The organism is Bowmanella denitrificans (genome assembly GCF_002887595.1).
GTDB classification, from domain to species: domain Bacteria; phylum Pseudomonadota; class Gammaproteobacteria; order Enterobacterales; family Alteromonadaceae; genus Bowmanella; species Bowmanella denitrificans.
On the sequence record NZ_PEBU01000006.1, the window covers coordinates 182,084 to 193,556 of the forward strand.

An 11,473-nucleotide genomic window follows, 5' to 3' on the forward strand; every position below is an offset into this window, starting at 1 on the left:
CTTCTAATCTATGGTTTTTACCGGGATGGCGTCTAATTGCCAGCGCCAGGAAGAGGCTGTGACTTTCACCGGCACCATGTCAATACAATCCACCGGGCAGGGGTCTACACATAAGTCACAACCGGTACATTCTTCGCTGATAACCGTGTGCATCTGCTTTGATGCACCGACGATGGCATCCACCGGACAGGCCTGGATACATTTAGTGCAGCCAATGCATTCGTCTTCACGAATAAACGCCACTTTCTTTACGTCGTTACTGCCATGTGCATCATCAAGGGGCTTGGCTTCTAGACCCATTAAGTCAGCAAGCTGGCGGATGGTGGACTCACCGCCAGGCGGACATTTATTAATTTCATCGCCATTGGCAATCGCTTCGGCGTAAGGACGACAACCTGGGTACCCGCATTGCCCGCATTGGGTTTGAGGTAAAATAGCATCGATTTGTTCAACCAGCGGATCGCTTTCCACCTTAAAACGCACGGCGGCATAACCTAAAATCAGACCGAACAGCAGTGCTAACAAGCCAATGGCTAAGAGCGCATACAACAATGACATCAGAGTTTGACCAAACCGGTAAAGCCCATAAAGGCCAGAGACATTAATCCAGCGGTGATCATGGCGATGGAAGCGCCCTTAAATGGGGAAGGCACATCTGCTGCTGCAAGGCGTTCACGCATGGCAGCAAACAGTATCAACACCAAAGAGAAACCAGCAGCGGCACCGAAGCCATAGACTACTGACTGGATAAAATTATGTTGTTCACGAACATTTAGCAGAGCAACACCTAATACTGCACAGTTAGTGGTAATCAATGGCAGAAAAATACCCAACAGACGATACAGGGTCGGACTGGTTTTATGCACGACCATCTCGGTGAATTGCACCACCACCGCGATAACCAGGATAAAACTCAGAGTGCGCAGATAGCCGATACCCAAAGGTAGTAATATGTAATGCTCAACAAGATAGCTGGAAAGGGAGGCCAGGGTCAGAACAAAAGTCGTGGCCATAGACATCCCGATGGCGGTTTCCAGTTTGCCTGACACCCCCATAAAAGGGCAAAGGCCAAGAAAATTCACCAATACGAAATTGTTTACCAGCACTGTGCCTAATAGCAGCAGGAGATATTCAGTCATGCCTGTAAGGGAAGATGGATTGCTGGGCGCTATTATCCGATTTTACGACCAGATTAACAACTTGATATTCTTAGGGTTATTCTAGCTGGATTAGGGGTTGTACAAGGGCTGTAAGCCAATTTTGACAGTATCTGGAAGTTGGCTCCCCCTCCCCGACTCGAACGGGGGACCTGCGGATTAACAGTCCGTCGCTCTAACCAACTGAGCTAAGGGGGAGCAGATATTCACATTAAAAACAGGATTCAGCTTGGTGGCTGGCTGTTTTCAACGGAGGCGAATATTAATGAGCTGCCTGATAGGTGTCAACAGCGGAATCGATAAATTTTACCACTTTATGACTGTTTGGTTATTTGCTAGGCAAAGAGAGTGCTTGCTGCGTCTCGGTGGATAATACTTATGTGGTTATTGTGGCCCATAAAAACGCATTCTTTTAGGTTGTTTATCCTACAAAAAGAGGGAATAAAAAACGTTCAGTTATCCCAATTTGTTCTTATGAAAGCCTTGCCTACTGGATCTAAGGACAGTGTTTAACAAAAATGCAACATAAGAATGAGTCTCAGCAGGTTAGTAGTAACTTACCATTTTTTGTCCACATGCTGGTGAAAAAGGCGGCGTGATTGGCCGGGCCGGACTTATCCACTAAATCTGTGGATAACTATGTTGATGAATCGGGAGGAAATGCCGTCAGGGCAGTAAAAATGCTGTCAAGGGGGCGACTTAAGAAATTAGGAATAAAATGAATTATTCTATAAAAAACAATTTGTTAAGTCGTGGTTAGGTCGCTGATTGGACATCTTGGCGGATTTTTGGCCGGGTTGGTGTTGACCTTGTTAGTTATTTTTTGTTGGGGAAAAAAAATTTACCAACAAATCAGGTGATTAAATCAGTGCATTAAGTTCAATGAAGATAGGTTCTTGACTTGTCACGATGTGCTGGATCTGTATTAAATAGAACGATCTGAATCATATTTCCATACAAAAGCGCAGCGCTTTGCCATGGCCTTCTCATGACCAGTCTTTTATCATGAGTCCTTTCCCACTCAGTGAGCTATGCCGTGCAAGCCAGTGCTAAACCCGATCTGCTAAACAGTCCCATCGCCAGTACATTACGGCAGATGACAGTGCCGATGATTCTGGGCATGGTGATGCTAATGACCTTCGGGTTGGTGGATACCTTCTTCGTGAGTTTGTTGGGTACCGAAGAGCTGGCTGCGATTAGCTTTACCTTTCCGGTTACCTTCACCTTAATTAGCCTCAATATCGGTTTGGGGATTGGCACCTCTGCCACTATTGCACGGTATCTGGGCGCTGGCCAATCACATCTGGCCAGGGAGTTTGGCACTGGTGCCCTGATGTTGTCATTTTTATTAGTGGGGCTGCTGGCGATAGTCGGTTTTTTAACTATCGATCCGGTTTTCAGAATGTTGGGGGCCACCGAATCACAGCTTGTACATATTCGTGACTATATGCATATCTGGTATGTGGCCGGAGTTTTTCTGGCATTACCTATGGTGGGAAACTCGGTACTACGGGCTGCAGGTGATACCAAAACACCCAGCATCGTGATGGCGGCAGGCGGCTTGATCAACGCTATTCTGGATCCGTTGTTGATCTTCGGGTTAGGCCCGATACCGGCCCTGGGCATCCAGGGCGCTGCGATTGCCACTATGGCGGCTTGGGCGGTGGGCTGTGGCTATATCCTGTATTTATTAGTAATCAAACGTGGTTTGGTACTTCCCAGACTGTTGACCTTTTCTGAATTCCGTATGACCAGTCGTGCCGTATTGAAAATCGGCTTACCAGCGGCGGGTGCCAACATGTTAACCCCAATTGCCAATGGTGTGCTCACTGCTATCGTCGCGACTTATGGGGCCGAGGCGGTGGCGACCTGGGGGGTTGGCAATAGGTTAGAATCCATTGCCTGCATCGTGGTGCTGGCGTTATCCATGAGCTTGCCGCCTTTTATCAGCCAGAATTTTGGAGCCGGACGCATGGACAGGGTGCGAGACGGCTACATGTTGTGTATGCGCTTTGTGATGCTCTGGCAACTGGGAATTTTCCTGCTGTTGTGGCTGTGCTCACCATTGATTGCCATGGTGTTTGCTGAAGAGAAACAGGTGGCAGAGCTAATTCAGTTATTTCTGATGATAGTGCCTTTAGGTTACGGTTTGCAGGGCATTATTATTCTGACCAATTCATCCTTTAACGCCATGCACAAGCCTATGAGTGCACTGCTGTTAAGTTTGTTGCGCTTATTCGTATTTTTTGTACCTATTTCTTACCTGGGCAGCCTGCTTTATCACCTGCCAGGTATGTTTGCGGCTGGGGTGCTGGCGAATTTGCTAACAGCCGCTTGCGCGTTTCTATGGTTCCGTAAGTTATTGGATGAAGAATGTCAGTTGCAGCAAGCTCAGGAGGTAACGGGATGAGCAGGGGATTTGAACTTAAAGCCAGTTATCAACCCGCAGGTGACCAACCTAAAGCCATTGAAGCGCTGGTGGATGGCCTGGACAGCGGTCTGGCCTGCCAAACTTTACTGGGTGTCACGGGATCGGGCAAAACTTTTACCATGGCCAATGTGATACAGCAGGTGCAACGACCTACACTGATCCTCGCGCATAACAAAACACTGGCGGCCCAGTTGTATGGGGAGATGAAAGAGTTCTTTCCCAATAATGCGGTGGAGTATTTCGTTTCCTACTACGACTATTACCAGCCCGAAGCCTATGTGCCTACCACGGACACTTTTATCGAGAAGGACGCCTCCATCAACGACCATATCGAGCAGATGCGCTTGTCAGCCACTAAAGCCTTGATGGAGCGCCGTGATGTGGTGATCGTGTCCAGTGTGTCTGCCATTTATGGTTTAGGCGATCCCGAATCCTATATGAAGATGCTGCTGCATTTGCGCCAGGGGGATTTGATGGATCAACGGGATATTCTGCGTCGTCTCGCCGAATTGCAATACAGCCGTAATGACGTCAGCTTTGAACGCGGTACCTTTCGTGTGCGGGGCGATGTTATCGATATTTTCCCCGCTGATTCAGATCGTCAGGGTATCAGGGTGGAATTGTTCGATGAGGAAATTGAAAAAATCAGCCTGTTTGATCCTCTTACCGGTGCCATCGAAAAATCAGTGGCCAGGGCCACGGTGTTTCCTAAAACCCATTATGTTACGCCCAGAGAAAAGATCCTCGATGCCATTGAACATATCAAAGTGGAGCTTAAAGAGCGCAGGGAGCAGCTCAAAGGGGTAAACAAACTGATTGAAGAACAGCGTATCGCCCAGCGCTGCCAGTTCGATATCGAAATGATGTTGGAGCTGGGCTATTGCTCGGGCATCGAAAACTACTCCCGCTATCTGTCCGGCCGTGCACCGGGGGAACCACCACCGACCCTGATCGATTATTTTCCGGCCGATGGCCTGTTATTTATCGATGAGTCTCACGTCACGGTATCGCAAATCGGTGCCATGTATAAAGGTGATCGCTCGCGCAAGGAAACCCTGGTTGAGTATGGTTTTCGGTTACCTTCAGCGCTGGATAACCGGCCCCTGAAGTTTGAGGAATTTGAGCAACTGTCTCCCCAGACCATTTATGTGTCGGCCACACCGGGCAAGTACGAGCTGGAAAAATCAGCCGGGGATGTGGTGGAACAGGTGGTCAGGCCGACAGGTTTGGTGGATCCCGAACTTGAGGTACGCCCGGTGACAACCCAGGTCGATGATTTACTCTCCGAAGTGCACAAGCGTGTGGCCTTGGATGAGCGCGTGCTGGTGACGACCTTAACCAAACGCATGGCCGAGGATCTCAGCGATTATCTGGATGAACATGGGGTTAAGGTGCGCTATCTGCACTCAGACATTGATACCGTGGAACGCATGGAGATCATCCGCGATCTGCGTCTGGGTAAATTTGATGTGTTGGTGGGCATTAACTTGCTGCGGGAAGGACTGGACATGCCGGAAGTGTCCCTGGTGGCGATACTGGATGCTGATAAAGAAGGCTTTTTGCGTTCTGACCGTTCATTGATTCAAACTATTGGCCGAGCCGCCCGTCACCCCAATGGTCGGGCAATTCTGTATGCAGATGTGATTACCGGTTCTATGCAGCGCGCCATGGAGGAAACCCAGCGGCGTCGTGAAAAACAGCAGGCCCATAACCTCGAACACGGCATCGTCCCGCAGCGTCTGCTCAAGCCTGTCACCGATGTGATGGACCTGGGGGAGCGCAGCCGGCGGGAGCGCCAGGCTAAGGTCGCGGAGAAAGGTAAGAAATATCAGGCCAAAACGCCGGATCAACTTCTGCATGACATCAATGAGCTGGAAAGCCGCATGTTTAAGCATGCCAGAGAGCTGGAGTTCGAGCAGGCCGCGGCCCTGCGCGATCAGGTGGAAGAGCTGCGGCGGCAATTGGTGGCATTGTCATAAAATCGCTGAACAACAGGAAAGCTCGAGGTAACGGCCAGGAAAATATACCTGCAACCGATAAAATGGGGTTTGCCAGGCTGGACCAAAGGGGTGTAGTATCTTTTAGCATACCTATAAGATCTGGACCCTTATGCTGAACAGACTGCAAGAATCCGATATCAAACTGCTGCGCGTGTTTTATGCGGTAGCGTCCTGTAATGGTTTCACCGCTGCTGAGCCTGTATTACGTATGCAGCGTCCCAATATCAGTGCGGCCATCAAGAAACTGGAAGAACGCCTGGATTTGGTTTTGTGTCACCGCGGTCGTGGTGGTTTTCAGATGACCAAAGAGGGTGAGGTAGTTTTTCAGGAAACTAAACGTATTTTTAATGCCTTTGATAACTTTGTGTTTAACCTTAAGAGTTTGCACGACGATTATTCCGGGCATATCACGCTGGTGCTGATGTCCAGCTTGCCGCTGAATTTGTCACAAGCGGTGAGCCAGGCAGTGAAGAGCACCATGCAAAAGTTTGACGATATCCACTTTAATATCCAAACCCGCTTGTATAACGAAGTGGAACATGTGGCATTGTCTGGCGAATGCCATTTGGTGGTGTCCAGCTATGACATGGTTAAACCAGAGTCTTTGGTGTTTCATCCATTAGGCGTGGCCAGTATCGGTGGTTTATATTGCCACGAATCCCATCCTCTGGCGAAGTATCACGACAGTTTTCCGGATAAGGTGAGATTGGAAGATTATGCTTCGATTGGCATTACCGGAATGTCGTCATCCAATTACATTGGCGAAGATCAGCGCATGTCTATTCATACCTTTTCTGACTCCTATGAGTCCTGTCTGGCCGCCATCCTGACCGGTAACTATTTGGGGTTATTGCCGCACTCACTGGCCAGTAATCACAAGGAATTGGGCCTGGTACAGGTAGGTGGTAAAGACTTCAGTTTTAAACATGAGTTCTTTGCCATTAATGGTAAAAACACCATTCTTAACCCCGTGCTTAAACATTGTATTCGTGAGCTGGCGTATTTCGCCACTAAGTCAGTGTAAACCATAAGGCCGCAAATGCGGCCTTATGGCTGCTCGCTTATTCGTAGGGCAGCGGGTCTTGCACGCCATTTTCTGCAAAAGCTTCCAGGCGTTCATTACAGGCGCCACATTTTCCGCAGGCTTTGTCGCGGCCGTTATAGCAAGTCCAGGTTTGGCTGTAATCCAGCCCCATCGCCAGTCCGTCGGCCAGAATGTCGATTTTACTGTCATGCAGGTAAGGGCTGACAACCTCGACGGGCTCGTAGTTGGCAATCGCGCAGACATCGTTCATTTTCAGCACGAACTCAGGCCGGCAATCCGGGTAGATATTGTGGTCCCCCGAATGGGCACCATAGTACACCTTGCTGGCACCCAGTGAGACCGCATAACCCACAGCCATCGACAGTAAAATCATATTGCGGTTGGGGACCACGGTGTTTTTCATATTTTCGGCCGCATAGTGGCCTTCGGCAACGTCGATATCACTGGTCAGGGAAGAGCCGCCCACCAGCTGATTAATGGCAGTGATATCCACTATCTTGTGCACTACGCCCAGGCTTTGGCAAACGCTGGCGGCATATTGCAGCTCTTTTTTGTGTCGCTGACCATAGTCAAACGACAGCGCATACAGCTCAAAACCCTGCCGATGTGCTTTATGCAGTACCGTAAAGGAATCCATACCGCCGGAAAAAATCACTACTACTTTTTGTGCCATCTGGCTGCCTTCTCTATAATCTGCCAACTTAGTACTAATCATATCAGTTTTGCCCCGACCGGCTCTATGTTCACAGACCGCCGGGGCAATTCATTCAACGCAGGATAGCCCCTTGAGCGACAGCCTTAAAATTAACGAAATGTTTGAAACCATTCAGGGGGAAGGCAGTTTTACCGGTGTGCCTTCTATTTTCATTCGCCTGCAGGGATGTCCGGTGGGCTGTCCCTGGTGCGATACCAAGCATACCTGGGAGATTCTTCCTGAGCGTCGCCAAAGCGCACAACAGATATTGGTCAAAACCGAAGCAGACGATGGCTGGTTTGAGGGCTCCCCAGACAGTTTACTGGCCCTGTTCAGCCAGCAAGGCTATCAGGCCAGGCATGTGGTGATTACCGGTGGCGAGCCAGCGATGTATGATTTAACGCCGCTTACGACCGCTTTGATAGAAAAGGGGTATTCTGTACAGATAGAAACCAGCGGCACATTTACCATTCAGGTACATGATAAAACCTGGGTGACCTTGTCACCTAAGGTGAATATGAAAGGGGGCTATACCATTCTCGACCAAGCCCTGGCCCGTGCCGATGAAATTAAACACCCTATTGCCATGGAGCGGCATATTGAAGAATTGGATGAATTGTTGGCCCGGCCCGCAGTGAATGCAAAAGCACTGATTTATCTGCAACCTATCAGTCAGCAGCAACGCGCGACAGAGCTGGCCGTTAGCACCTGTATTCGCCGTAACTGGCGATTGTCACTTCAAACCCATAAATATATCGGCATAGAATAAGCTGAAAGCGTGACAGAAGAAGAAAATGATGCTTAAGACTAAACTGATATTGATGCTAGGCGGATTGTTGTTGGGCATATCTGTTCAGGCTGCCACCTGGAACATCGTTTATCCCCGTCCTATGTCGGAAAAAGATGACCGTACCCGTTATCCGGTAGAGCTTCTGACCCTGGCCTTAGAGCATACCGGGGTCAACTTTAAACTCAGCGCCAGCGACCGGATTATGCTGCAGGGCAAGGCCATCAACCAGCTCAAGTCCAGTCGCGAGATCAATGTATTGTGGAGTATGACCGACAATCAGCGGGAAGAAGATCTGCTGCCGATCCGAATTCCCATCTATAAAGGGCTGATTGGGTTGCGTCTGCCGCTTATGAAACCTGGTGGAAACAGTGATTTCTCGCCGGTAAAAGACCTTGAAAGCCTGCTGCACTTTAAGCCGATATCGGGGCGCGACTGGCCGGATACCAAGATTCTGCAGGCCAATGGTTTCGATGTTGTCACTGCAGAAGACTACGAAGAGCTTTTTGTGGCGTTGGAGCACAAAAGGGGAGATTTTCTACCCAGATCGGTAGTTGAGATCTGGCACGAAATTGGACTGTATCAGTCGCAGCATAGCTTCGATGTGGATGCCAATCTGGCACTCTACTACCCAACCGCCACCTACTTTTTCGTCAATCGCAAAAATGTTGTACTGGCGAGATTAATCGAAAGTGGACTGGAAAAAATTATCGCTAACGGCAAATTTGATGAGCTGTTTTTGTTTGAGCATCAGGCCATGTTGGACAATGCTAATCTGTCACAGCGACAGATATTGCGTTTAAACAACCCTATTCTGCCACCACTGACCCCGTTAGATCGCAACGAGCTGTGGTATCAGGTTAAATAACACCGGAGCAGATTTTGTGCCGACCACCAGGGATGGTGGAAGTGACGAAAACGCAGGAGCAGTTTTTCGTCCCGTTCACCCATGAACATCGCCGTTCCATCACATCCATGTGACCACGGCATACCGTTCATCCATGAACATAAAAGGCGCTGAAAGCGCCTTTTTTAAATCAGTTGAAACCGTCCTGGTGTTAACTGTCCATTCCCAGACTCATCTTGGCGTAATCCATCAAACGCTTAAACAGACCACCCTCCTGAACTTCCTGCAGTGTTACCAGTGGATATTGGGCGACGTCTTCGCCGTCCAGTTGCAGATACAGGGTTCCTACCACTTCACCTTTGGCCAGTGGGGCCTCCAGCTTTTTGTTAAGTTCAAAGTTAGCCTGCAGGTTCTTGCGTTGACCACGTGGAATGGTGATGGGGGTATCTTCAATAATGCCCAGATCCACCGTGTCTTTGTCGCCCATAAAGATTTTGTGCGCAACAAAACTTTCGCCAGCCTTGTATGGCACCACGGTTTCAAAGAATCGGAAGCCGTATTTAAGTAACTTGCGGTTTTCTTCCTTGCGGGTGCGTTCACTGTCTGTACCCATTACCACAGAAATCAGGCGCATATCGTCCTGGGTGGCAGAGGTAATCAGGCTATAGCCTGCTTCATTGGTATGACCGGTTTTAATGCCGTCAACATTAAGGCTCTTGTCCCACAATAAGCCATTGCGGTTGTATTGTTTGATACCGTTATATTCAAACTCTTTGACTGAATAAACGGAGTAAACCTGTGGTACGTCTCTGATCAGCGCGGCAGACAGAATAGCCATATCGCGGGGAGAAGTGTAATGATCAGCATCATCCAAACCATGGCTGTTCATAAAGTGGGTAGCGGTCATCCCCAGTTTCTCTGCGTAGCTGTTCATCATACTGGCAAATGCTTCTTCACTGCCGGCAATATGTTCGGCCATGGCTACGCAGGCATCATTTCCGGATTGCACGATAATACCGTGAATAAGGTCTGATACTTTGACCTGTTTCCCTACCTCGATAAACATCTTCGATGACTCGGGAAAATTTTTAGCCCAGGCATTTTGCGAAATCGTGACCATGTCATCCATTTTAATGGCGCCGCTTTTCAGCTCCATGCCGATAACATAGGCCGTCATGATTTTGGTCAGGCTGGCGGGTGCCAAGCGCATGTCGGCATTGGTTTCACCTATGATTTTGCCAGTGCGAAAATCCATTAGCACATATCCTTTGGCTGCGACCTCTGGGGGACTTGGGATAACGACGGCTGCCTGAGAGAGAGCGCTAAAAATAAGGAGAGCGAAGCTGACGAGCAAGGTCGTCGGAGAAAGTCTGGTTTTATGCATTACCTGTCCACTTTATTATCTGTCATAGTCTGCTGACTGCCGATAAGGTGATAACCAATCTGCTATTTAACAGTTTGGCGATTAACAACCACAGCCGGGCAACAATATAACATTAATCCACATGAATGTGCCGCCCAGTTGGCGAGTTTTAGAGTGCAATTATCCTAAAAAGTGCCCTGAACTCTCAGAGCGTGTTGACCTTTAGAATATAGATTTTGTGCAAATCCAGCCCCTTCTGGTCTCGACGCCGGGCTGCAGGCCTAGTGTGGAGCCAACAATGGGTAGGCCTTCTCATAGCCATTACGTTTAAGTTGCTCAGATACCTGCCTGGCGTGTGTTTCGTCATTCAGCGGGCCAAGTCGCAAACGGAAAATACCATTATCCTGAGGAATGTGGCTGGGTAACTGATATAAGTTTTCCAGGCCTCTGGCTAATTGCTCGGCACGTTGGCCATCTGACAATGCCGCGACCTGTACAAACCAGGATTGCGGCATATTGCTAACCGGCTGCAGCGGTGGAAGTTGAGGTTCACCGGCAATCAATATGGTGCCATCCGGCTCCACATGAATCGCGTCCAGTTTTACCCGGGCGGTACCGGTTTTGAGCATGTCCAGTTTCATCGCGGCGGCATAAGACAAGTCAATAATTCGACCACCATGAAAAGGCCCCCGATCGTTGACTCTGACAATCACCTCTTTGTTATTGGCCATATTGGTCACTCGCACAAAGGAGGGCAATGGCAGAGTTTTATGCGCGGCCGTCATGGCGTACATGTCATAGATTTCCCCGTTTGAGGTAAGGTGGCCATGAAATTTTTGGCCATACCAGGAGGCATCACCCTCCTGCTGAAAATCTTTGGCGCTGGTCATAGGTGTGTAGTGGCGACCAAACACCTGATAGGGGGCATTACCACCCCTGCTAAAGCCTTCGTAAGCTGGAATGGCATCTTCAAGAGAGATCTGCGAGGGCAGGCGCTTAGGGGCTGAATCATGTCGTTGGCTGTAGCGACCACTATTGAGGGTACAACCAGCCATTAATATCAGCAACAGGATCGTGGCCAGAAGCTTAATATTGTTATTGTTTATAAACATAATACCTGGCGTTAATATGTGTTAAACATTTACATAA

Annotated in this window: 10 protein-coding genes and 1 tRNA gene; 5 read left to right on the forward strand and 6 right to left on the reverse strand. The window is 49.0% G+C overall.

The genetic code is table 11. The features are described from left to right. Window positions 1–3 precede the first annotated feature (3 nt). The 3 genes from rsxB to CSR04_RS12875 form a co-directional block, all read right to left on the reverse strand. Entirely contained in the window at window positions 4–558 is a 555-nt protein-coding gene (gene rsxB / locus CSR04_RS12865; RefSeq protein WP_102796705.1) for an electron transport complex subunit RsxB, read from the reverse strand. Beyond that, window positions 558–1,139: an electron transport complex subunit RsxA gene (gene rsxA / locus CSR04_RS12870; protein ID WP_102796706.1), complete on the reverse strand. Its 582-nt coding sequence runs from the start codon at window positions 1,137–1,139 to the stop codon at window positions 558–560. The genes rsxB and rsxA overlap by 1 nt, the downstream gene beginning before the upstream one ends. Window positions 1,140–1,278: 139 nt before the next feature. Further along, window positions 1,279–1,355, reverse strand: a tRNA-Asn gene (locus CSR04_RS12875). A gap of 826 nt (window positions 1,356–2,181) precedes the next feature. Between CSR04_RS12875 and CSR04_RS12880 the strand changes: the two genes are divergently transcribed. The 3 genes from CSR04_RS12880 (at window position 2,182) to CSR04_RS12890 (ending at window position 6,612) form a co-directional block, all read left to right on the forward strand. Continuing rightward, window positions 2,182–3,567 carry an MATE family efflux transporter gene (locus tag CSR04_RS12880; RefSeq protein ID WP_425427690.1) on the forward strand — a complete coding sequence of 462 codons (1,386 nt, stop codon included), beginning with the start codon at window positions 2,182–2,184 and terminating at the stop codon, window positions 3,565–3,567. Then, a complete protein-coding gene (gene uvrB, locus CSR04_RS12885; RefSeq protein WP_102796707.1) occupies window positions 3,564–5,567 on the forward strand; it encodes an excinuclease ABC subunit UvrB in 2,004 nt (667 codons plus the stop codon). The genes CSR04_RS12880 and uvrB overlap by 4 nt, the downstream gene beginning before the upstream one ends. Window positions 5,568–5,697: 130 nt before the next feature. Beyond that, window positions 5,698–6,612: a LysR family transcriptional regulator gene (locus CSR04_RS12890; RefSeq protein ID WP_102796708.1), complete on the forward strand. Its 915-nt coding sequence runs from the start codon at window positions 5,698–5,700 to the stop codon at window positions 6,610–6,612. A 37-nt stretch (window positions 6,613–6,649) separates the two neighbouring features. On the opposite strand, the gene queC is transcribed toward CSR04_RS12890, so the two are convergent. Continuing rightward, on the reverse strand, window positions 6,650–7,306 hold the full coding sequence (gene queC, locus CSR04_RS12895; protein ID WP_102796709.1) for a 7-cyano-7-deazaguanine synthase QueC: 657 nt from the start codon (window positions 7,304–7,306) through the stop codon (window positions 6,650–6,652). Between the two features lie 139 nt (window positions 7,307–7,445). Between queC and queE the strand changes: the two genes are divergently transcribed. Continuing rightward, on the forward strand, window positions 7,446–8,096 hold the full coding sequence (queE, locus tag CSR04_RS12900) for a 7-carboxy-7-deazaguanine synthase QueE (protein ID WP_102796827.1): 651 nt from the start codon (window positions 7,446–7,448) through the stop codon (window positions 8,094–8,096). 25 nt (window positions 8,097–8,121) lie between these two features. Then, window positions 8,122–8,982, forward strand: coding sequence for an amino acid ABC transporter substrate-binding protein (locus tag CSR04_RS12905; protein ID WP_342751377.1), 861 nt, complete (start codon window positions 8,122–8,124; stop codon window positions 8,980–8,982). 190 nt (window positions 8,983–9,172) lie between these two features. Here the strand turns inward: CSR04_RS12905 and CSR04_RS12910 are convergent, their stop codons facing one another. Beyond that, window positions 9,173–10,345 carry a serine hydrolase gene (locus CSR04_RS12910; RefSeq protein WP_102796710.1) on the reverse strand — a complete coding sequence of 391 codons (1,173 nt, stop codon included), beginning with the start codon at window positions 10,343–10,345 and terminating at the stop codon, window positions 9,173–9,175. A 260-nt stretch (window positions 10,346–10,605) separates the two neighbouring features. Next, complete coding sequence (locus CSR04_RS25405) at window positions 10,606–11,436, reverse strand: septal ring lytic transglycosylase RlpA family protein (protein ID WP_102796711.1); 831 nt, start codon at window positions 11,434–11,436, stop codon at window positions 10,606–10,608. Window positions 11,437–11,473: the final 37 nt, after the last annotated feature.

Coding starts and splice junctions, on each gene's coding strand:
- rsxB (WP_102796705.1), bottom strand. CDS start 558: ATGTCATTGTTGTATGCGCTCTTAGCCATTGGCTTGTTAGCACTGCTG.
- rsxA (WP_102796706.1), bottom strand. CDS start 1,139: ATGACTGAATATCTCCTGCTGCTATTAGGCACAGTGCTGGTAAACAAT.
- uvrB (WP_102796707.1), top strand. CDS start 3,564: ATGAGCAGGGGATTTGAACTTAAAGCCAGTTATCAACCCGCAGGTGAC.
- CSR04_RS12890 (WP_102796708.1), top strand. CDS start 5,698: ATGCTGAACAGACTGCAAGAATCCGATATCAAACTGCTGCGCGTGTTT.
- queC (WP_102796709.1), bottom strand. CDS start 7,306: ATGGCACAAAAAGTAGTAGTGATTTTTTCCGGCGGTATGGATTCCTTT.
- queE (WP_102796827.1), top strand. CDS start 7,446: ATGTTTGAAACCATTCAGGGGGAAGGCAGTTTTACCGGTGTGCCTTCT.
- CSR04_RS12905 (WP_342751377.1), top strand. CDS start 8,122: ATGATGCTTAAGACTAAACTGATATTGATGCTAGGCGGATTGTTGTTG.
- CSR04_RS12910 (WP_102796710.1), bottom strand. CDS start 10,345: ATGCATAAAACCAGACTTTCTCCGACGACCTTGCTCGTCAGCTTCGCT.
- CSR04_RS25405 (WP_102796711.1), bottom strand. CDS start 11,436: ATGTTTATAAACAATAACAATATTAAGCTTCTGGCCACGATCCTGTTG.